This window comes from Thermodesulfatator atlanticus DSM 21156 (genome assembly GCF_000421585.1).
GTDB lineage: Bacteria > Desulfobacterota > Thermodesulfobacteria > Thermodesulfobacteriales > Thermodesulfatatoraceae > Thermodesulfatator > Thermodesulfatator atlanticus.
The window spans coordinates 111,800-132,533 of record NZ_ATXH01000003.1; the positions used below are offsets into that span (position 1 = coordinate 111,800).

24 protein-coding genes and 1 tRNA gene are annotated in these 20,734 nt (G+C 44.3%); 12 read left to right on the forward strand and 13 right to left on the reverse strand.

All coding sequences use genetic code 11. The features are described 5' to 3' along the window. Positions 1–63: 63 nt before the first annotated feature. Genes H528_RS0102055 through H528_RS0102065 form a run of 3 tightly spaced genes read right to left on the reverse strand, consistent with a single transcriptional unit; the run spans position 64 to position 3,040 of the window. A complete protein-coding gene (locus tag H528_RS0102055; protein WP_022852692.1) occupies positions 64–1,440 on the reverse strand; it encodes a sigma-54-dependent transcriptional regulator in 1,377 nt (458 codons plus the stop codon). Beyond that, positions 1,430–2,677 (reverse strand): sensor histidine kinase, encoded by a 1,248-nt coding sequence (locus tag H528_RS0102060; protein WP_022852693.1) that lies wholly within the window; start codon positions 2,675–2,677, stop codon positions 1,430–1,432. Before H528_RS0102060 ends, H528_RS0102055 begins: the two co-directional genes overlap by 11 nt. Continuing rightward, positions 2,678–3,040: a MamS/MamX family magnetosome protein gene (locus H528_RS0102065; RefSeq protein ID WP_022852694.1), complete on the reverse strand. Its 363-nt coding sequence runs from the start codon at positions 3,038–3,040 to the stop codon at positions 2,678–2,680. Positions 3,041–3,587: 547 nt separating this feature from the next. Here H528_RS0102065 and H528_RS0102070 point away from each other — a divergent pair. The 6 genes from H528_RS0102070 (at position 3,588) to H528_RS12285 (ending at position 9,079) form a co-directional block, all read left to right on the forward strand. Next, positions 3,588–4,022 carry a glycine zipper 2TM domain-containing protein gene (locus H528_RS0102070; RefSeq protein WP_022852695.1) on the forward strand — a complete coding sequence of 145 codons (435 nt, stop codon included), beginning with the start codon at positions 3,588–3,590 and terminating at the stop codon, positions 4,020–4,022. A gap of 83 nt (positions 4,023–4,105) precedes the next feature. After that, a complete protein-coding gene (locus H528_RS0102075) occupies positions 4,106–4,984 on the forward strand; it encodes a tyrosine recombinase (protein WP_022852696.1) in 879 nt (292 codons plus the stop codon). Positions 4,985–4,994: 10 nt separating this feature from the next. Continuing rightward, positions 4,995–5,519 (forward strand): ATP-dependent protease subunit HslV, encoded by a 525-nt coding sequence (gene hslV, locus H528_RS0102080; protein ID WP_022852697.1) that lies wholly within the window; start codon positions 4,995–4,997, stop codon positions 5,517–5,519. A 21-nt stretch (positions 5,520–5,540) separates the two neighbouring features. Continuing rightward, positions 5,541–6,863, forward strand: coding sequence for an ATP-dependent protease ATPase subunit HslU (gene hslU / locus H528_RS0102085; protein WP_028845730.1), 1,323 nt, complete (start codon positions 5,541–5,543; stop codon positions 6,861–6,863). Between the two features lie 3 nt (positions 6,864–6,866). Beyond that, positions 6,867–8,168: a radical SAM family protein gene (locus H528_RS0102090; RefSeq protein ID WP_022852699.1), complete on the forward strand. Its 1,302-nt coding sequence runs from the start codon at positions 6,867–6,869 to the stop codon at positions 8,166–8,168. A 29-nt stretch (positions 8,169–8,197) separates the two neighbouring features. Continuing rightward, positions 8,198–9,079: a L,D-transpeptidase family protein gene (locus tag H528_RS12285; RefSeq protein ID WP_245540422.1), complete on the forward strand. Its 882-nt coding sequence runs from the start codon at positions 8,198–8,200 to the stop codon at positions 9,077–9,079. Positions 9,080–9,081: 2 nt separating this feature from the next. Here H528_RS12285 and H528_RS12290 read toward each other — a convergent pair whose 3' ends face one another. Both H528_RS12290 and H528_RS0102105 read right to left on the reverse strand, forming a co-directional pair. Beyond that, entirely contained in the window at positions 9,082–9,426 is a 345-nt protein-coding gene (locus tag H528_RS12290; protein WP_022852701.1) for an alanine-zipper protein, read from the reverse strand. Positions 9,427–9,854: 428 nt separating this feature from the next. After that, on the reverse strand, positions 9,855–10,073 hold the full coding sequence (locus H528_RS0102105) for a hypothetical protein (protein ID WP_022852702.1): 219 nt from the start codon (positions 10,071–10,073) through the stop codon (positions 9,855–9,857). 57 nt (positions 10,074–10,130) lie between these two features. Between H528_RS0102105 and H528_RS14420 the strand changes: the two genes are divergently transcribed. The 4 genes from H528_RS14420 to H528_RS0102130 all read left to right on the forward strand — a co-directional run bounded on the left by H528_RS14420 (position 10,131) and on the right by H528_RS0102130 (position 12,404). After that, on the forward strand, positions 10,131–10,460 hold the full coding sequence (locus tag H528_RS14420) for a hypothetical protein (RefSeq protein WP_157608078.1): 330 nt from the start codon (positions 10,131–10,133) through the stop codon (positions 10,458–10,460). After that, on the forward strand, positions 10,457–10,759 hold the full coding sequence (gene flgM, locus H528_RS0102115) for a flagellar biosynthesis anti-sigma factor FlgM (RefSeq protein WP_022852704.1): 303 nt from the start codon (positions 10,457–10,459) through the stop codon (positions 10,757–10,759). Before H528_RS14420 ends, flgM begins: the two co-directional genes overlap by 4 nt. A 233-nt stretch (positions 10,760–10,992) precedes the next feature. Beyond that, positions 10,993–11,271: an acylphosphatase gene (locus H528_RS0102125; protein ID WP_022852705.1), complete on the forward strand. Its 279-nt coding sequence runs from the start codon at positions 10,993–10,995 to the stop codon at positions 11,269–11,271. A gap of 2 nt (positions 11,272–11,273) precedes the next feature. Continuing rightward, positions 11,274–12,404 (forward strand): M20/M25/M40 family metallo-hydrolase, encoded by a 1,131-nt coding sequence (locus tag H528_RS0102130; RefSeq protein ID WP_022852706.1) that lies wholly within the window; start codon positions 11,274–11,276, stop codon positions 12,402–12,404. Here H528_RS0102130 and H528_RS0102135 read toward each other — a convergent pair. The 4 genes from H528_RS0102135 to H528_RS0102150 are packed head-to-tail and all read right to left on the reverse strand — an operon-like array spanning position 12,346 to position 16,507. Further along, positions 12,346–13,734, reverse strand: a complete 1,389-nt coding sequence (locus H528_RS0102135) for a sensor histidine kinase (RefSeq protein ID WP_022852707.1) — start codon at positions 13,732–13,734, stop codon at positions 12,346–12,348. The genes H528_RS0102130 and H528_RS0102135 overlap by 59 nt on opposite strands. Then, a complete protein-coding gene (locus tag H528_RS0102140) occupies positions 13,727–14,368 on the reverse strand; it encodes an HAD family hydrolase (protein ID WP_022852708.1) in 642 nt (213 codons plus the stop codon). The genes H528_RS0102135 and H528_RS0102140 overlap by 8 nt, the downstream gene beginning before the upstream one ends. Next, positions 14,347–15,513 carry an ABC transporter substrate-binding protein gene (locus H528_RS0102145; protein WP_022852709.1) on the reverse strand — a complete coding sequence of 389 codons (1,167 nt, stop codon included), beginning with the start codon at positions 15,511–15,513 and terminating at the stop codon, positions 14,347–14,349. Before H528_RS0102145 ends, H528_RS0102140 begins: the two co-directional genes overlap by 22 nt. A gap of 13 nt (positions 15,514–15,526) precedes the next feature. Beyond that, positions 15,527–16,507, reverse strand: coding sequence for a polyprenyl synthetase family protein (locus H528_RS0102150; RefSeq protein ID WP_022852710.1), 981 nt, complete (start codon positions 16,505–16,507; stop codon positions 15,527–15,529). Between the two features lie 316 nt (positions 16,508–16,823). Here H528_RS0102150 and H528_RS0102155 point away from each other — a divergent pair, with 316 nt between their 5' ends. Continuing rightward, the gene (locus tag H528_RS0102155) at positions 16,824–18,032 is read left to right on the forward strand and encodes an argininosuccinate synthase (RefSeq protein ID WP_022852711.1); all 1,209 of its coding nucleotides are present in this window, start codon (positions 16,824–16,826) and stop codon (positions 18,030–18,032) included. 1 nt (position 18,033) lies between these two features. Then, positions 18,034–18,693, forward strand: a complete 660-nt coding sequence (gene fsa / locus H528_RS0102160; protein ID WP_022852712.1) for a fructose-6-phosphate aldolase — start codon at positions 18,034–18,036, stop codon at positions 18,691–18,693. 112 nt (positions 18,694–18,805) lie between these two features. Here the strand turns inward: fsa and speE are convergent, their stop codons facing one another. The 4 genes from speE to H528_RS0102180 form a co-directional block, all read right to left on the reverse strand. Continuing rightward, positions 18,806–19,642 (reverse strand): polyamine aminopropyltransferase, encoded by an 837-nt coding sequence (speE, locus tag H528_RS12295; protein WP_022852713.1) that lies wholly within the window; start codon positions 19,640–19,642, stop codon positions 18,806–18,808. After that, positions 19,639–20,073: an adenosylmethionine decarboxylase gene (speD, locus tag H528_RS13915; protein ID WP_022852714.1), complete on the reverse strand. Its 435-nt coding sequence runs from the start codon at positions 20,071–20,073 to the stop codon at positions 19,639–19,641. Before speD ends, speE begins: the two co-directional genes overlap by 4 nt. Before the next feature lie 118 nt (positions 20,074–20,191). After that, positions 20,192–20,268, reverse strand: a tRNA-Pro gene (locus tag H528_RS0102175). Between the two features lie 180 nt (positions 20,269–20,448). Continuing rightward, positions 20,449–20,734: integrase core domain-containing protein (locus H528_RS0102180; protein WP_022852715.1), on the reverse strand; the 286-nt coding region annotated here is incomplete at its 5' end.

The window sequence follows — 20,734 nt, forward strand, 5'->3', positions numbered from 1 at the left end:
ACGGATCCTAGATATTTTGCAAAGGTCTTTTTGAATATAAGCGAAAAGGGCTTCTCAGCCAAGTTAATCTTCAGAAGGAGCAAGGCCATATTTACCAAGCTTGTATCTCAAGACTCGTTCAGAGATGCCAAGGAGTTCTGCAGCCTTGATTTTCACCCCGTGGGCTTCTTCCATGGCTTGTTTAATACGGGTGCTTTCAAGGAGTGCCACTGCTTCAGGCAAGGGTAACGAATACAAAATAGACGCCTGGTCTTCTTTTTTCTCTCCACGAAGAAGAGGGGGAAGATCATCTAGTGTGATAATGTCCTGGTCTGCCAGGATAACCGCACGTTCAATGATGTTTTCTAATTCTCGCACGTTTCCAGGAAAGTGATGGGAAAGCAGTACGTCTAAAGCTTCGCGGCTAAAGTCTTTGATTGTTTTGCCGTGTTTTTGGGAGAATTTTGCCAGGAAAAAACGACAAAGGGGCAAGATGTCTTCTTTGCGCTCACGAAGCGGGGGCAGTTTTACGGAAAATACGTTCAAGCGCCAGAAGAGGTCTTCTCTAAAAAGGCCTTCTTTGACCATTTCTTCTAAGTCTTTGTTGGTGGCAGCGATGATGCGTACGTTTACTTTTATTTCACGCAGCGCACCTATGCGTCTGATTACCCCCTCTTGCAGCACGCGCAATAGTTTGGCTTGAAGCGCAAGGGGAAGGTCGCCAATCTCATCGAGAAATATGCTTCCTCCGTCAGCTATTTCAAAAAGCCCGGGTTTGCTTTTGTCTGCCCCGGTAAAGGCCCCGCGTTCGTGGCCAAATAATTCTGATTCAAGTAGGCCTTCAGGGATAGCCGCGCAATTTACCTTGACAAAAGGCGCTTTTGCGCGAGGGCTTAGCCTGTGAACGAGATTAGCAATTACCTCTTTGCCTGTCCCTGATTCCCCGAGGATAAGTACGGTGGCTTCTGTCTGGGCGACTTTGGAGACTAGGCGCAAAATTTCGCGCATTTTGGGGCTTTCAGCAATGATATCTGGCGCTTCAGGAGGGGATAGCTCGGCAAGCCTTGCCTTTAAAAGCTCAACTTCCCGGGCAAGCCTTAGTTCTTTAAGGGCCTTGTCTATGATCAAAGTTAGCTCTTCAAGATTTACAGGCTTGGTAAGATAGTGATAGGCGCCCTTTTTGATGGCCTCGACTGCTCGTTCAACCGTGGCAAACGCGGTAAGCATTATTACCTGGAGCAGGGGAAATTTGTCTTTAATCCAGGAAAGAAGACTCAAGCCGTCTTCATCAGGTAGCCGCCAATCAAGGATTACTAAATCAAAATTTTCCTGACAAAGAAGTTGTTTGCCTTCATTGGCATTAAGCGCACAGGCAACATCATATTCCTTATGGCGCAGATAATCGCCAAGAATCTTGGCCTGGGGTTGATCATCTTCTATTATGAGGATTTTAGCCTTCATTTTTAATAGGAAAATGTATGCGGAAAACCGATCCTTTTTTAGGCTCAGAAGAAAAAGATACCCTACCTGCGTGGGCCTCGGCAACTTTGCGCACCAAATAAAGCCCAAGGCCAAAGCCAGTTGATTTAGTGCTAAAAAAGGGCTCAAAAAGCCTTGTTTGCTCTTTAGGTGAGATACCTGAGCCGGTGTCTTTTACCTCAAAGATGGCTTCGTTTCCTTCCACATAAAATTTGAGAAGGATTTCCCCCCCCTGAGGGGTGGCTTCAAGGGCGTTTCTAATCAGGTTCTCAAGGGCCCGCAAACACCATCTCTTATCAACCAAGATAATTTGAGAAGGCCCTTTTTCGATGAGGAGGTCAATCCCCTGTCTTTTGGCTTTTTCTTTAAATTTAAGGGCTAGTTCTTCGATGATTTCCTGGGCGTAAACTGGCTGGGGATGTATTTCAAAACCCTTGGCATACGAGAGAAGTTCACCTGTTAGTTCTGTTAACTTCTGGGCTTCAGTTTTTATCATGTCGAGAATTTCAGGGGATATTTTTTGGGTTTCTGACATGTATTGAAGGCCCATTACGATGCTGTTTAACGGGTTTCTTATTTCGTGAGCCACCATAGCAGAAATTTTCCCCATGGCAGCCAGCTTTTCTGAGGCTGACAGCTGTTTTTCAAGTTCTTTTTGGCGGCGGGAAAACTTTTCAAGATAAAAAAGTCCGGTGCCGAGAAGCACACTTGCCGCAAGTAGAATACAGCCACTAAGGATGACAAAATTCAAAAAGGCCTTTTTAGCAAAGCCGATATCAAGGCCAAGGAGCAAGAAAAATTTTCTGTCTGGCAGGGCCTCGAAATCGCGGCACACAAAGCGCACATTTTTTACATTTAGCCCCTGGTAACACCTTTTAAAAAGTTGCGGGGCGAATTTAGTCCCGGTGGGAAAGGTGTTTAATAAAACTTTGCCTTTTTCTTTTACCAAGACACCTACAAGCTGGGGTTGCCCTTGTAATTCATCTGTCAGCCAGGCTAAGTCTTTCAAGTAATCAGGCACTTCGGGTAATAATTCGAGAGTTTCAACATAGGCGGTAAGGCGTGCTTCCAAAAAATTAAGGGTGCTTTGAGACTCTCGCTTGGTGATCTCAGTTATGAAATACCTGAAGTATAAGACTTCAATGCTGGTAGTTAAGATCAAGACCGCGAGGGCCAGTAAAAAGATGGGTTTATATCCTTCAAATTTTGAAGAAGACATCTATTCTTTTATGCGCCAAAGGGGAATCCCTGATTCATCGCGGATTTGAATGGCCCCTTCTTCACTCTTGATGGCAATGGGAAACAAGAGCGAGCCTTTTTTGATGGCGATTATTCTTACCCGGTCGCCTTTTTTCAGCCTGAAACCTGCTTTCTTCCAGTACCAGTAAGGCCCCAAGCGTACGCGATAAATCTTATCTTCTTCTGCATGTATGATGGCTATGGGATGGCGAATTTCAACGACCACACCGGTAATGATTAAGCGTTCCCGGTGATAATTAGCTCCTTTTTGAGCGCAGATTATGCCAGGGAAACAAAAATTTAAGACCAGTATCCCTAAGATTATTTGGTTGAATCTTTTCATGGCACTTTATTTTATAGCAGATTTTATACCAATTTTTAAATCTTTACCCACGACTTATTAATGGGAGCATGTTTTATCCGACAAGGTGTCATCACGAGGCGACTTGTACGCCCGCGCGGTCTCTCCCACACCCGTCATCACGAGGCGACGTAGTCGCCTAAGTGAGCCCTGTCCCGAACACAGTGAGGGATCTAGATTGCTTCGGTCGCTTACGCTCCCTCGCAATGACAGAAAAAGAGGCCCCTCGCAAGGACCGCTAAAGCCTCATCGCGAGGAGGCCTGTTAAGGCCGACGAAGCGATCTCTCTACCGAACACAGCAGTGAGAAGCAATCTCAGGAGATAGGCCATGTTTAGCTTAAGTTGTATCAGACAATCGACGACTTTGTCTTTCCATCGGGCAATTTTGTCTGCCAGATAACCTTAGACTCCATTTGGAGGAGTTGTAGAGGCGAGGTATGCCTCGACCCTACCATATTTGCTACTGCCACAAGCTTGGCATGGGCATTGCTTATTAAACTTTAACGAAAACGTTTGAGGAGGTAGCCAATGAACAAGTTCAAAAAAATAGCGCTTTTTTTCCTTCCACTTCTTTTTTTAATTGGCATGACCAGTTGCACCACTACCCAACAATCAGCTTCTTACCAGGGAGCAAGTCTTGGAGCCGCGGTTGGTGCTGTAGCTGGAGCCCTTCTGGATGATGGAAATCCCTGGCGTGGTGCTGTTATCGGAGGAACCATGGGCGCAGTTCTGGGAGGAGGCCTTGCGGAGTTGAGCAGTGAAGCTTCCGCTAGCGCAGCCACTACAGGTCAGCCAGTGGTTTATAGACAGGGGAACACCGTGGTTGAGGCTACGCCCCTTAACTACAACCAGCAAACCAAGTGTCATAAAGTGCGTAAGCGCATTTGGCAAAATGGCCAGTTGGTTCAGGACCACGTGGAAGAGGTTTGTGAGGCTCAAAAGGTAACAAATTCCTACTTTTAGATAAGCTTTCGTGTTAACCGGCCCGTTTATTTGTTAGGCCCGCCCTTGCGGCGGGCCTTTTCTCTGCTTACCCTTGATTACAAATGTCTGTTGCGGATTTTTTGGCTTATTTGAAAAACGAAAAACGTGTGTCTCAGCACACCTTTCGTGCGTATGAGGCTGATTTGCGCCAGCTTGCGGCACACCTGGGGAAAGATCCTGCCCAGGCATCCCTGGCTGAAGTGCGCCTATACCTTGCCAAGCTTGCCAAAGAGTTAGACCGGGTAAGCCTTGCCCGCAAAATTTCTGCCTTTAAAACGTATTTTCGCTTCCTCAAAAAACGTGGCGAGTTAAAAGACGAAAGGCTTCTTTTTTTAAAAGGTCCCAAAACCCCGCGCAAGCTCCCCCATGTCTTAAACGTTGATGAAAGTTTCGCCCTGGTTTCTTTTCCCAAGGGGGCTAGCTTTTTGGCGGTAAGAGACCGAGCTATCCTTGAAATTCTTTATGGAGGAGGGTTGCGGGTCTCTGAGCTTTGTGCCCTGAGCCTTGACGATATTTTGATGGATTTGCAGGTCTTGCGTGTTAAAGGTAAGGGGAACAAAGAAAGACTTGCCCCTTTTGGTAGCAAAGCCAAAGAAGCCCTTGAGCAATACCTTTCTGCGCGGGAGGATTTTTTGCGTAAGAAGAAAAAAGAAACCAGACATCTTTTTTTAAACATAAGGGGTGAGCCTCTTACCACGCGTAGTGTCCACCGGATTGTAAAGAAATATGCTTTGATGTTAGGGCTTGTGGAAGTATCGCCTCATACTTTGCGCCATTCTTTTGCTACTCATTTGTTAGAAGCTGGGGCGGATTTGCGCGTTATCCAGGAAATGCTGGGGCATGCGCGTTTGGCCACCACCCAACGTTACACGCATCTTGATTTTTCTCGCTTGGCAAACATTTATGATAAGGCACACCCACGAGCCAAAAAGCAAGACTAAGGAGAAGGCAATGAAAGGAACGACCATAATCGCAATCAAAAAAGACGGAAAAGTCGTTGTGGCGGGAGACGGGCAGGTTTCCCTGGGTGATACGGTGATTAAACAAAAGGCCCGTAAAGTGCGCAGGCTTTACCACGGAAAGGTGGTGGTAGGTTTTGCAGGGGCTACTGCTGACGCCCTGACTCTTTTTGAACGCTTAGAAAAAAAGCTAGAAGAATATGGCGGCCAGCTTGTACGGGCAGTGGTAGAATTAGCCAAAGATTGGCGTACAGAAAGAACACTAAGGCGCCTTGAGGCCATGTTGATAGCCTGTGACAAAAACCATATGTTTTTGCTCTCCGGGGCAGGAGATGTTATGGAGCCAGACGACCAGGTGCTTGCGATAGGCTCTGGTGGGACCATGGCCCTTGCGGCGGCTAAGGCCCTTTTGAAGCACACTTCGCTTTCGGCCAGAGAAATCGCGCTTGAAGCTATGCAAATTGCTGCTTCTATTTGCGTTTACACTAACGACCAGATAGTTGTTGAGGAGCTGTAGGAGGAGACCATGAAAAAAGACATGAAAGAACTTACGCCACGTCAAATCGTAGCAGAACTTGACAAATACATCATTGGCCAGGACAAGGCTAAAAAGGCTGTGGCTATTGCCTTACGTAACCGTTGGCGGCGCCAGCAAGTTCCTCCGCCACTTTCAGAAGAAATTTATCCCAAAAACATCATCCTTATCGGACCCACTGGAGTGGGAAAAACAGAGATTGCCAGAAGGCTGGCCAAGCTTTCCAACTCGCCTTTTCTCAAAATAGAAGCCACCAAGTTTACCGAGGTGGGCTATGTGGGCCGCGATGTTGAGTCCATGATTCGTGACCTGGTCCATATTGCGGTGGAAATGGTCCGAGAAGAAGAACAAAAGCGCGTGCAGGAAAAGGCCGCTTATCTTGCGGAAGAACGCATCCTTGATCTGCTGCTACCTTCAACTCCAGAAACTGAAAGAGAGGCTTTTTCCTCTACCCGTGAGAAGTTTAGAGAAAAATTGCGTCGTGGAGAGCTTGACGACAAGTACGTTGAAATTGAGCTTGCCGGCAAACCTACCCCTATGGTGGAAGTCTTTGCCGCCACAGGACTTGAAGATTTAGAACAACAGCTGCGCGATATGATGGGAAGTCTTTTCCCCAAACGACCTAAACGTAAACGCATGAAGGTTAAGGAAGCCCTTGAGCTTTTAAAACAAGAGGAAGCTAACAAACTGGTTGATATGGACAAGGTGACTAAAGAGGCTATCAGGCGTGTTGAAACAAGTGGCATCATTTTTATCGACGAGATTGACAAGATTGCCGCGCGCGCTGGGGCTGGAAGCTCTCCTGATGTTTCGCGCGAAGGGGTCCAACGGGACCTTCTTCCTATTGTGGAAGGCACTACGGTGAACACCCGTTATGGCATGGTGCGCACGGATCATATTCTTTTTATTGCAAGCGGGGCCTTCCACGTGGCCAAACCCTCAGACCTGATTCCCGAGCTCCAGGGGCGCTTCCCCATTAGGGTTGAGCTTGATCCCCTTACGGAAGAAGACTTTGTGCGTATTCTCACAGAGCCAGAAAACGCCCTGGTGAAACAATACAAGGCCTTGCTTGAAACCGAAGGTGTAACTCTTGAATTCACCCCTGAGGGAATAAACGAGATTGCTCGCATTGCCTTTGAGGTTAACGAACGTACGGAAAATATTGGCGCGCGAAGGCTTTATACGGTTATGGAAAAGCTTTTAGAAGATATTTCCTTCGAAGCGCCAGATGTTGCACCTACAAAAGTTGTTATCACTGCTGAATACGTGCGCGAAAAACTTGTTGACATTGCTAAAGACTTAGATCTTAGCCGTTTCATCCTGTAATTTATGTGGCCAAGGCTTTACCCTCACCCTGAAAACCTTCCACGGCTTCTTTTTGCAGATAGGGATGGTCGGATTTATGACCATCCCTATCTTTTGGCCATGGGGCTTTCAGGTTACGACGTGGTGCTCCCCCAAAAAGAAGACTTTATCCCTTTGCCCATAGGGAGCGCCCTTTATGTTTTGCCTGATCGGCATCCCGTAGGCTTTGATCCTGAAAGGGAAGTACCTGTAGTTTTAAGGGAAAATCCCTTTGCGCCTCAAGAGCCAGCCTTTGCTGTAGCAGGCTATCTGGCTCCTGCCCATACCCAGCTTTATTTGGCCCCTTATGTAGAGGCAAGGCCTGATCTTCCACCTCTTCCGCTATTTTCTTATGCCTCAGTGGGATGGCATAAGGGACGTTTTTGGGCTGCAGCTTTTCGATCAGATTTCGACCATCGCCAGGAAGTACGTTTTTTTGACGAGGCCCGCATTGCCAGGGCGGCTCAAGAAATGCTTAAGCGCTTTGCTGAGAATCGTTTTGTGCGGCATTTGGTGGAAAATTGCGTAAAGAGATACCGCTGCCCTGCTGCACGCAACTTTGTTTTAAAACGTTTTGAGGCACCAGCGCCCTGCTCTCCGTCTTGTAATGCTCGTTGTCTTGGTTGTTTGTCAGCCCAACCGCAAGATGGCCCTCACATTGCTCAGGAACGCATTGCTTTTGTGCCAAAGGCCGAAGAAATTGCCGAAGCCTTGGTTCCCCATCTAAAAGGAGCCAAAAGAGCCATGGTGTCATTTGGTCAGGGCTGTGAAGGGGAGCCCCTTCTTCAGGCAAAACTTATCGAAAAAGCTATAAAACTTTTGCGGGCAGGCACTTCCAGGGGAACCATAAATCTCAATACCAATGCCAGTCTTCCAGAAGAAATAGGCCGTTTAAGGCGGGCTGGGCTTGATAGTATCAGGGTGAGTTTATCAAGTGCACGGGATTTTTATTACCACGCGTACTTTAATCCAAGGGGATATAACTTTTCTCAGGTTAAAGAAAGCATAAAGCAGATGAAAAAAATGGGAGGGTTTGTTTCTCTTAATCTCTTTGTTTTTCCCGGGCTTACCGATGAGCAGGATGAGTTCGAAGCCCTTTGTGAAGTGGTGTCTTTAGGAGTTGATTTTATTCAGTTGCGCAATCATGCCATTGATCCGATTTGGTATTTAAAGAAAATTGGGTTTAAATCTACGGGGAAATGTTTAGGGATAAAAAATTTAGTAAAAAAACTGAGCCGGGCCTTTCCTCGGCTTTGTTTTGGCTATTTCAATCCACCCTTACGCTAAGCATTTTTCTGCTTGCAGGTATCAGCTTTTTGCCTAGAATTTGCTTGGCTCTTGAGCGTTTTGAATGGAGCCCAGACCAAACGGTAGTGGGGGAGCTTAAGTCTCACGTAGTGGGCGAAAAAGATACCCTTCTTGATATCGCTCGCTGGTACGATCTGGGTTATAACCAGATCAGTCTTGCAAACCCAAAGATAGATCCCTGGATCCCCCCTAAAGGGAAAAAAGTCTTGATCCCCAGTGAGTATGTTTTGCCGAGCATAAAAAGTGGTCTGGTGGTGAACCTTGCGGAAATGCGCCTTTATTTTTTTCGCAACGAAGGCGGCAAAAATGTCGTTTACACGGCCCCTATTGGTGTTGGTGTGGATGGCAAGCTGACAGACCTTGGTGTTTATACCATTATCCGTAAAAGAAAAAACCCTGCCTGGCATGTTCCCAAATCAATAAAAGAAGAAGAGCCGGATCTTCCCGATGTTGTTCCCCCAGGGCCTGATAATCCTCTTGGCACGCGGGCCCTTTATCTTTCAAGGGGTGCTTATATGATCCACGGGACGAACAAACCGTGGGGCATAGGACGCAGGGTGAGTCACGGATGCATGAGGCTTTATCCCGAGGACATAGAGGCTTTATATCCGTTGGTGCCCGTAGGGACACCTGTTTTTATTATTTATGAGCCTTTTAAGTTAGGCATAAAAGACGGCAAAATTTATCTTCAAGCCTTTCCTGATTTTGAAAATAAAGTGCCTTCACCCTTTGAAGAAATTATGCGTCTTGCAAACAAGTTAAAAGAAAATAAAAGGGCCAAGGTAATCCTTTACTGGGCAGACGTTAGACAAGTTTTAGAAAAAAAGGACGGCATCCCCTATCTCGTGGGAGAAATAAAAGAGATAAGGGATGCCCTAGCAAACAGATAAATTTATTTGGTTAGGCTTTTTTCAAAAACACGTTCGATTTTGGTGGCAGCAGTATCTGCCTTAGCAGCGGCTTGAGCTGCGCGGTTAGCAGCTGCATCAGCGCGCTGGGCCGCCATGGTAGCGGTTTGAGCAGCAGCTTCAGCACGTTGAGCTGCAGCTTCAATACGAGCAAGGGTTTCTTGAAGGTTCTGGCATTGAGCAGCCGCAGCTTTAGCTTCCTGAGCAGCCTGGATAGCTTCCTGCATCAAAGCCTTGTCTTCTTGTTTAGGGCAAGTGTTGCAGCCAATGGGAACCAAAAGAAGTGTAGCAAGGCCTGCCATTCCTAACCATTTTTTGACGCGTTTCATAAAAACCTCCTCTTTGCGTAGTTATTAATTTACTCATTATTTATACGGATAAAGGGAAAACTTTGCAAGGCAAAATAATATTTTTGTCAAAAATAATAGATATTTTAGGAAAAATTAGTACTGCTATATAATAATACAAAAAATGTTTTTCAAAGAGAAACCTAAAAGTTGAGGTTTTTGCTCAACGCAAATTATCACTAAGAACAGAGATAAGTCACATTCAAATTGAGAAGGTCTTTTCTAGGATTGTTTCCATTTCCGGAACTAAAATGGAAACGGATCCCTTGCAGTTGGGCTTGCAATACTGATTTCTACAATTTTGCAAAGATCTCGATTTGAATGCAAGGCATGAAGTGCCGAAGCGGTCTTAAGGGAAGTAACAACGAGATTGTGCGAGCATACAGATCATATCTAGATGAAGACGGGGTTCATATTTTTTTATCAATGATTAGTCCTCGGTGGAAAAGAGTCCCTTCATTTATTTTTTGATAAGCTTTAATCCCGTTTTCCCAAAAAAGTGTAAAGGTAGGCGGTGGAAGGGCTTTTTTGAAATGTTTTTGCTGGGTAAAAGGCTTCCTTTCGGTAATTTTAACTAGTTCTGCCTTCTTGACAGGATAGTTTTCTAGCTTTGTAGGAAAAATATACAATTTTCAAGCTCCCCTCATTCCCTGCCCGAAAAGAGATATAGAGAGAGGTTGTAAGCCATGAACATTCACTTTCGTCAAATACATAATGTTTTAAAGACGTATAATCGTCAAGCAGGGAAGAAAATTTCCTGGCAACGGCCAGGTCTCTCAAATGACAAGGTTTCTATATCCGAAGAAGGGAAAAATATGCTTTCCCGCCTGGCGCGACGTTTAAATCAGGAAAAAGCACAGGATCTTGAGATCCCTGAAAAAAAATTTAAGTTTAAAGTCTTAGATGTCGAAAAAGGTGAAGAGAAGATAGAAGAAATATCAGAAGAAGAACAATCGCGGCTTTTAGAAAGGGTCGTCGCCAAAATAATGCAGGCGAAAGGAGTTGATAAAAAATGAAAATAGAAAATCTTTACCAGAAATTTAACGTCCAAACCGAACAAGTTAAACAAGCCCAAGGCGAGATACAAAAGGCCGCTGTTGAAAACAAAAAACCTCCTGTACAGCAGGACCGTGTGGAGCTTTCTCAAACAGCGAAAGACATTCAAAAAGTAGAGAAGGCCCTCAAGGCTACCCCTGATGTGCGAACCGAAAAGATTCGTGCCATTAAAGAACAAATCGAAGCGGGTACGTATCAGGTAGATTCCAAGAAGATAGCTAATGCCATGTTAACTGACCTTATCAAAGATATGGGCTAATCAGATTAAAAACCATCCCCCTCCTAATTTTTGGGGAGGCTAAAGGCCTCCCCTTTTTCTTTTCTCTTGTGATTTTTAAAGATTTGTCTTATTAATGTGAGCATTAAAAGTTCGACGTTGTTAGGGATCCGTTCCTTTTTCTTGGAACAAAAAACGGGAACGGATCCCGAAGAGGAATGTTGACTAGATGCTCCCATTGATAATTTCGAAGAAAAAGCCTTCGGGAGGCTTTTATGGCTAAGAAGCGGGTGCATGTTTATATATCTGGGCGTGTTCAAGGGGTGTGGTTTAGAGCCTATACCAAAGAAGAAGCTGATAAGCTCGGGGTGAAAGGCTGGGTGCGAAATTTGCCTGATGGAAGGGTAGAGGCTGTTTTCGAAGGAGATGAAGAAGCGGTTGATGCCATGGTAAGGTGGTGCCACAAAGGTTCTCCTCATGCCAGGGTTGAGAAAGTAGAAGTAATCGAAGAGCCTTATACCGGTGAGTTTACTGATTTCGAGATTCGTTATTAAAGATGATTAATACCGAGAGATTAAAGACTTTTTTTCTTGAATTAGCCAGCATTGAAAGCCCTTCTCGTAAGGAAGGCCGGCTTGCACGCTATCTCAAGGAAAAATTCGAAAGCCTAGGTGCTAAGTGTCTTTTTGACAATTCTTCAACAAAAACCGGCTCTGAAGTAGATAATCTTTTTGTGAAAATCAATCCTTCTAGGCGGCCTTTGCTTTTTTTTGCTGCTCATATGGACACAGTTGAGCCATGCTCTTCGCCAAAGATCATTTTCGAGAATAACGTTTTTAGAACTGACGGTAGAACTATTCTTGGTGCTGACGATAAGAGTGCCATAGCCATTTTGCTTGAGATCGCCCATATTTTGAAAGAAAAGGGCCTTGATATTCCTGTGGAGTTTGTTTTCACCACTTGCGAAGAAATAGGTTTGCTTGGAGCAAAGTATCTTGATTACTCTTTGCTTAACGCACCTTTTGGCTATGCCCTTGATAGCGAAGATCCTGAAGACTTGATTAACAAGGCTCCAGAAGCAATTCGCTTCAAGATAAAAGTGCTTGGCAAGGCAGCACATGCCGGGATTAATCCTGAGGCTGGGATAAATGCTATTAAACTCGCAGCACAAGCCCTTGTAGGCATAAATCTGGGAAGGATTGATCCAGAGACTACAGCAAACATAGGTCTTATTAAAGGTGGTCAAGCCACCAATATCGTCCCTGAAGAAGTTGTTTTGGAAGGCGAAGTAAGAAGCCATAGCCATGAAAAGCTTGAAAAGCAATGGAAGCATATACTTAGCAATTTTCAACAAGTAGAAGAAAATTACCCTAAAATGGAACAAGATAGGCCGCGTATCCAATATGAAAAAAGGCAAGATTATCCATTAATGTCAGTGCCTAAAGAGCATCAAGCGATTAAGCTTGCAATGGAAGCAGCTCAAAAAATATCGCACCATTTGCGTCTTACTATTACTGGTGGTGGTTCAGACGCAAATATTTTTAACGCTCAAGGCTTTCCATGTGTTATCCTGGGTACAGGAATGAGAAAAGTCCATTCTACTGAAGAATATCTGCCTTTTGATGATTTTATGAAGGCTTGTCGTTTGAGTCTTGAGATTCTTTTAACCGCGGCAAGACAATCCTAGCCCTTGCTCCCCCTCCTTCTTTATTTTCAAGTAACAGTTCTCCTCCGTGAAATAGTACTATTTGTTTGCTTACCGCAAGACCCAGTCCTGTACCATTTGGTTTAGTAGAATAAAAGGGTCGAAAAAGATCTTTGATTTTTTCTTCAGGGATACCAGGCCCTGAGTCTTCGATCCATATTTCAACATTACCGTTTTGAGATAAAGTTTTTATGGTAATTTTTCCTTTTTCAGGAGTGGCTTCGCAGGCATTATTCAACAGATTCCACAGGACTTGTTTTATCTTTTCTGGGTCTGCAGCAATCTTTAAGGGTTCATTAGATAGTTTTAATTCTAATTTTTGTTTTTTAGCTTGGAATTGAGTTTTAGCAACTTCAACGACTTCTGTTATTATTTGGTTTACATCTATTATTTTTCGGACGATTTCTATCTTTTTAGTTCTAGAAAGCATGTTTTGTAAAATTTTTTCGAGCCGTATAGTTTCTTTCAATACGAGCTCTGCTCGTTTTTCTAGTATTTGATTGTCTTTGGTCAGCTCTGTTAATATTTCAGCTGCCAGTTTTAAGCTAGTGAGTGGATTTTTTATTTCGTGTGCAATGCTTGCTACTAGTTGTGCTGCTGTTGATAGCCTTTCCGCTTCAATTAGTCGTTGCTGGTAGTCTCTTACTTCTTTTGACATTTCATTAAGAGCTCTTGCTAGTGTTTTTACTTCTGGTGGTCCTTTTTCTTTAATTTTGATAGACCAATTTCCTTTTCCTATTTGTTTTGTATTTTCGACTAAATCTTCTAGAGGCTGTGTTATGGATCTGCTGAGGAGCCAACTAACTACGAGCATAAACATAAGGCCAGCAAAGGAAGTATAAATAAGACCTGTAATTAAGCTGCGTTGGATTTTTTCTTCAGTAATAGCAGGCAGTAGTAAGCCAAAATATGTTGAAATTTCAGGAGAGAGGTTGGCTTTGAAAATAATAAATCTATATTTCATGCCATGGAGTTGAAGTTTTTTTATTATAGGGCCCGTGGAAAGCTGCTTTATTTCTTCATGTGTGAGTTTTTTAAGTTCTTCAGGGATTCCTTTTTTAAGGGTTGAAATTAGAATTTCACCTTCTTTGTTATATAAAAAAACTTCTCCTCCAAGGATGCTTTTGAGTTTAATAAGTGCTTTATCATCTAATAAGCTGTTTTTGTCTAAAACAATATACACAAGTCGTTTAGCATTTTTAGTTTCCAGGTCATCTAAGATTTCTGAGGTGAATGTTATGGACGTATAGGCGAAATAGATGGAGATGAAAATGAATAAAATAGTAAAAGAGATTATAAGTCTCTTAAACATGAAAGTGCTCTTTTAATAATTTATGTAACTCCTGAAAGCTTTTTACATGATATTGAGCATTAAGATCAGGGTTTTTAAAGGCTACCAAAGGGACCCCTAAAGACTTCGTAAGCTCATAATCGATTGCTGTATCTCCCACGTAAAGCGTCTCTTCAGGCTTAACCTGGAAGTGATCAAGTATCATTTTGAGAGCTTCGGGATGTGGTTTGGGTTTTGGGGAAACTAGTGCTGTAACTACTAGGTCAAATAGTTTTTCATAGTCAAAGATTTCCAGGAGCCTTCCCATAGTGGTTGTTCGGTTGGTAGAAATAGCAGTTTTTACTGGAGGACGAATATCAGCTATTAGTTCCCTAATCCCTGGCTCAGGTTTCATTAAATGAATGAAATTTTCATAATTCAAAGTTTTTTGATATGCTAAAGCTTTGTCTATGAGTTCAGGGTGATGTCTAAAAAGATAGCGGACAGAGTTTTCCGCTGTTTGCATATGAACTACACGAAATTCTTCTTCAGTAAGGGGCGCTCTCCCCAAAGCTTGGCAAATAGCATTGTAATAAGCACGGTTTGCTTCTCGAGAGTCAAAGAGCACCCCGTCACAATCAAAAACTAATAATTTTAATACGCTTCCAGTTTCCATTGTCTATTTACGATTTTCACAATGATCATGGAATCTACATCAAGGCCGCAATGATCCTTGGGACTCATGCGATAAATGCCAGACACCCCTACGTAACCGTTAATTTTTTCAAGTTCGTCTCTTATGCCTTCGCGGTTGGTGCCAGCTTTTTTGATAGCCCTTACTAAAAGGTTTATAGCATCCCAGGCGTAACCTGAGTGAGTGTTTATAGGAAACTTACGGTCAAGGTCATAGACTTCTTCATAAAGTTTGACGAAGTGAGCGATAACAGGTTTTTGGGGATCCGAGTCGGGGAGTTCTTTCCAGGCCATAAGTTTGGTGGAGGGCATGAGGTTGCCTTCTGCCGCGGGGCCTGCAAGTTCGATGTATTTGGGGTCAGGGAGTCCATGGCACTGAAAAAGTGGGACTTTAATTCCCAGCCGTTTTACGTCTTTAGCAACAGTAGCTCCTGCAGGGCCAATGGTCCAACATATTATGACGTCAGGTTTTTTAGTCATCAGGCGACGAAGCTGCCCACTCATATCATTATCAGTAGGGTTAAAGCTTTCTTCTGCGACGATCTTTAACCCATATGACGGCGCAAGTTTTTTTAGCCAGCGTTTGCCATCCTGGCCAAAACCGTCAGAGGCCGTGAGAATGGCGATTCGTTTGAGTCCCTTTTGTTGAAGGTAAATATAGATTTTTTTCACCGCGGTGGAGGAGCGCTGAGGGGCCTTAAAAATAAATCTTGCCGTGCCAAATCTTCCACCTTCCATGATTACCGGGTCCCCTCCCACGGTCATGACGATGGGAACACGAGCTCTTTCAACAATCGGCTTAATGGCCATGCCTGTTCCCGTGCGTGTAGGACCAATAAGGGCAACTACTTTGTCAACTTCGATAAGTTTTTTAACGGCCATAACAGCTTTGGTGGGGTCGCCCTCTGTATCTGCCATAATCAACTTGATAGGGCGGCCATTTATGCCGCCGTTTTTGTTTATTTCTGAAACGGCCATTTCTGCTACCAGCTTGGTGGGAGTGCCAATGAAAGCAGCTGGGCCAGATAAAGCGAAAAGAGCGCCGATTTTAATAGGCTCTTTTTCTGAAGCTTTTGCAAAAGAAACAAAAAGAAAAAAAGCCACCAAAAAAGACAATAGCTTTTTCATCCTGCCCTCCTGTTTATTTTCTGCGAATTAAGACATAGTGTGCGATACTCGCTAATAAGTCTTTTGTTGGTGATGGCTCAAATCTTTCTAGTTCTTTAAGGGCCTTTTCAATGTAAAGCTTCGCCTTTTCTCTGGTGGCGGAAAAGGCCTCATATTTTTTTAGCAAATTGTAAGCTTTTTGGAAATTCTCATAAGTAGGTTCTTTTTCCTTGAGAAGCGAGATAAGCTCTTTGCGGTCTTCGGGAGAGGCTTTTTGCGCGCCTAAGATGAAGGGAAGAGTGACCTTTCCTTCTTTAAAATCTGTGCCTATATCTTTTCCGGTCTCTTCGCTTGCGCCTTCGTAATCAAGAAGATCATCAGTAATTTGAAAGGCATAACCTAGATAGGTGCCAAAATCTTTAAGGGCTTTTCGTTGCCAGCCGTTGCCTGTGGCGTGGATGGCACCTACTTCACATGCTGCGGAGATGAGAACCGCGGTCTTGCGAAAAATGACCTCAAAGTATTTTTCTTCATTAAGTTCAACGTTGTCGAGATTTATGAGTTGTAGTACTTCTCCTTCGCTCATCAGGGTAGTTGTCTCAGAGATGACGTCTAATACGTCCATGTTTCCTTCTTCAACCGCAATGCGAATAGCTCGGGAATAAAGAAAATCTCCCACAAGTATAACAGCTTGGTTCCCCCAGAGATGATGGGCTGCTTTGCGCCCTCTCCTGAATTTGGCTTCGTCTACTACGTCATCGTGAAGAAGGGTGGCTGCGTGAAGGTATTCAAAAAGGACCGAGAGACGGTAGGTTTGAGGGGTAATGTTCGCACCACAAAGACGGGCTGTCAGGACCATTAACAAGGGACGCAAACGTTTGCCACCTGCAAAAAGGATGTGTTTGCTTACTTCATTGATAAAAGGAACGTATGAGGAAAAATTCTTTTGAAGAGTTTCTTCTATTTGGGCAATGTCTGGAGAAATTGCTGCTAAGATTTCTTGTTTGTCCACCATAAAACCTCCCAAAAGGGACTTTAGCAGAAAAAAACACCCATTCAATATCATATTTTTAAAAACAAAGTCTAACTTCGTGCTGAAATAATGGGAGAATTGGTCTATATTCACTGGCAAAGTCATTAAGGGGAGCATTTTACTCGATAAGGCGTGTTCGTAAGGTGACATTTACGCTTGTGCGAGCTCTAGACTCCCTTGGCTGCTTGCGTTTCCTAAAATTGCTTTGTTTACTAAGTTTGCTCGCATAAAAGGGAGGGCGGCGCTCACAATTGACAAAAATAAAGCGCTTGCTGCTTCTACTTAAAAGGAGGTATTCATGAAGCCTAAAAAGATTGTCCTGGCTTATTCGGGAGGTCTTGACACCTCTATTATTCTCAAATGGCTTAAAGAAACCTACAACTGCCCGGTAATAGCTTATTGTGCCAATATTGGACAGGAAGAAGATTGGGATGCGGTGAGAGAAAAAGGCCTTGCCACCGGGGCCGAAGAGGTAATCATTAGAGACCTGCGCGAAGAATTTGTAAGAGATTTTGTTTTCCCTGCGATTAAGGCAAATGCCATTTATGAAGGGGGATACCTTTTAGGGACTTCTTTGGCACGTCCCCTTATTGCCAAAGAGCAGGTAAAAATTGCTAAAGAATACGGAGCAGATGCCGTTGCTCACGGTGCCACTGGCAAAGGTAATGATCAGGTCCGTTTTGAGCTTACTTATATGGCCCTTGCTCCGGATGTAAAGATTATTGCCCCGTGGCGTGAATGGGAATTTAAAGGCCGCGAAGACCTTATTGCCTTTGCCCAAAAACATGGCATCCCTGTGCCAGTGACTAAAGAGAAACCTTATTCCATTGATGCCAACCTTTTCCACACAAGCTATGAAGGAGGAATCCTCGAAGACCCTTGGCAAGAACCCCCAGAAGACATGTTCCAGATGACTGTTTCACCGGAGGCCGCACCTGATACCCCGGAATACATTGAAATTTCTTTTGAAGAAGGCGTTCCTAAAGCAATAAATGGGGAGGAGTTTTCCCCTGCTACGATGCTTGCCCGTCTGAACGCAATTGCCGGCAAACACGGTATAGGGCGCGTGGATATGGTTGAAAACCGGTTTGTAGGTATTAAAAGCAGAGGGGTTTATGAAACACCTGGTGGTACCCTGCTTCACCTAGCCCATCGCGCTCTGGAACATCTGACTATGGATCGTGAGGTCATGCACTTGCGTGACAGCCTTATACCTCGCTTTGCCGAGATGATTTATTATGGCTTTTGGTATGCCCCTGAAATGGAAGCCATGAAGGCCTTTATAGACGAAACCCAAAAAAATGTCACCGGAGACGTGAGGCTTAAACTCTATAAGGGAAATGCCATGGTGGTAGGGCGTAAAAGCCCAAAATCCCTTTATCTCAAAGAGCTTGCCACTTTTGAGGCTGACACCCTTTATAACCAAAAGGACGCTGAAGGTTTTATCAAACTACAGGGTCTGCGCTTAAAAGTAAGGGCTCTCATAAACCAAAAGAAGGAGGCTTAAAATGAAAATTTTTGTTGATACCGCTGTGCTCGAAGAGATTTTAGAGGTAAAAAAATTGGGAATCCTTGACGGAGTGACAACAAACCCCACCCTTGTTTCCAAAACTGGCAAGCCATGGAAAGAGGCTATTTCAGAGATTCTTAAAGAAGTCCCTGATAAGCCGGTGTCCGTAGAGGTAGTAGCCACTGATTGCGAAGGTATGAAGCGTGAGGCCAAAGAACTAGCCGAGCTTGGCAAAAATGTTGTTGTCAAAATTCCTTGTACCGAAGATGGCTTACGGGCCATTTCTGAGTTGCATCGCGAAGGAGCAAACGTAAAAACAAACGTAACACTTGTTTTCTCTCCACTTCAGGCCCTTTTAGCAGCCAAGGTAGGAGCTACTTACGTTTCCCCTTTTATCGGTCGAATCGATGACATTTCTTACGATGGCCTTCAAGTGGTGGAAGAGATAGTCGATATTTATCAATTTTATGGTTTTGAAACGGAGATTATCGCAGCAAGCATTCGCCATGTGGATCACGTCCGTCGTTGTGCTGCTTTGGGGGTGGATATTGCTACGATCCCTTTCAAGGTCATCAAACAAATGTACAAGCACCCTTTGACGGATATAGGGCTTGAACGTTTTGTCAAAGATGCCGAAAAGGCAGGCATTTCTATCTAAAAGTTGCAATAGGAGCGGATTCCGAAACGGACTGGTCTTTTGCAAAGGTCTCAATAAATGTGTTTACATAAAAATTAGAGGAGCTTCCTGAAAGAAGGTCCAGGGAGCTCCTCTAGTCAATTTCAGAATAATCGTTGATAAGTTCTTCCCACCAGGAAGGTATTGCAAAACAGGCCTGGTGCACTTCGGGATTGTAAAACTTACCCTTATGTGTCCACCGAGGAACTCGGGCAGAGTCTTTTTTGCTTCCCAGGATAAAGGCGATTTCATCTCCGTAACACGGAACAGGAGCGCGTAAAACCTCCACAACGGGAAAGGCTTTTTGGGCGCGATGGTAAGCCATGGGAAGTGTTTTTGGGAAAAAGCGCGGGATGCTTGCCTGCTGAATAAAGCGTCCGCTTGGTTTTAAGACCTTAGCTACGTTCCGATAGAACTCTTCGGTATAGAGGACCACCGCGGGGCCTATAGGGTCGGTACAATCTATAATAACAAGATCAAATACCTCTTCAGGTGATTCTGCGACAAATCGGGCGCCATCAGCAATACGGAATTCAACCCGAGGGTCTTCGTAGTCTCCTGCGATTTCACGCAAGTATTTTTGGCAAGCATTAAATACGTCCTGGTCGATCTCTAACTGAAGAATTGATTCTATACTTGGGATGCGCTGAAGTTCTCGGACTACGCCTCCGTCTCCTCCTCCAATAACAAGGACTTTTTTAGGAGGAGCTTCTTGAGCCGTTGCCGCACAGAAGACGATAGTCTCGTGATAGATAAATTCGTCCTTTTCGGTAAACTGCGTTATCCCGTCAAGGACAAGAAAGCGCCCCCAGAGAGGATTTTTGTAAATTAAGAGGTGCTGATAAGGGGTGCGCTTTTCGTAAATGGGGATAACGTGATACCCGTGCGAATAATGCGGCGTGATTTTTTCAAACCACCAGTAGCGAGTCAAGTTTCCTCCATTTCCACGAGTTGTCCTCTTTTCATTTCAAGGGCGTGAACATAATGAGGCTTAAAAGCCTCTTTTAGGCGTTCAAAAATTTCGTAAGCTTCGTCGTGGCTGCCTGCAAAAATATCAATGGCAGCATAGCCGTTTTCAGGCCAGGTATGAATGAAAATGTGGGCATCGCCGAAAGTAGCTTTGGCTGAGACTCCGTAAGGAGAGAACTGATAGCTGATAACTTCCCCTTCATCTGCACGATAAGAACCACATCCGCCGTACCGGAGCGCTTGTTCTACTTCCTTGGCATCCGCTAAAACCGCAAAGGGAGCTTGCCACATTTCTACCAAGAGATGGGTAGAAATGAATCCAGTTTCTTTGGCCTTTGGGGCCTCCTGGGCGGGAATTCTGTCAATCTGGCAGATTGGAGTAGGAGCGCGCATTTTTCACCTCCCCCCAGGCTTAGAGCCCGGTTCATTTAAAAAATTAAGGCCCCCAGATGGTATCCTAGGAGCCTTTATCAACTAGGTAAAAAATAAAACTAAAAAAAATAAAACTAAATGGTCGGGACGGGCGGATTTGAACCGCCGACCCCCTACACCCCAAGCAGGTGCGCTGCCAGGCTGCGCTACGTCCCGCTGCGTCCCGATCCCGACAAATCTATAGCCATGAGTTAAGCTTTTGTCAACTCTTAGCCTTAAGTTCCGGATAAGAGATGAGAAAGGGGCACCTCTCTTTTATATTTCAAAGGAAACACAAAATTGTAGTGCTACCCAAAATACCGGACACTTTTGGGCCTCATCTTGAGGAGACATCATTTAAGCTGCCTCCCTGTATCTTCCCTCATAATATCTTGCCTCAAATTTCTCTGGGCTCATATAGCTCAGCGCTGAATGCACATACTCACGATTGTATCGCCTTATCCAATCTCCAATTCTGTCCTTTGCCTCTATTAAATTCCTAAATTCCGAAATCCATATCAATTCCTCTTTTATCGTTCTTATCATCCGTTCTGTCTCCGCATTCCCTTTTGGATTACTATAACTCGTCAATATTTGCTTTATCTGAAGATTCTTCATCTCTGATACAAATTTCTTCGACGTG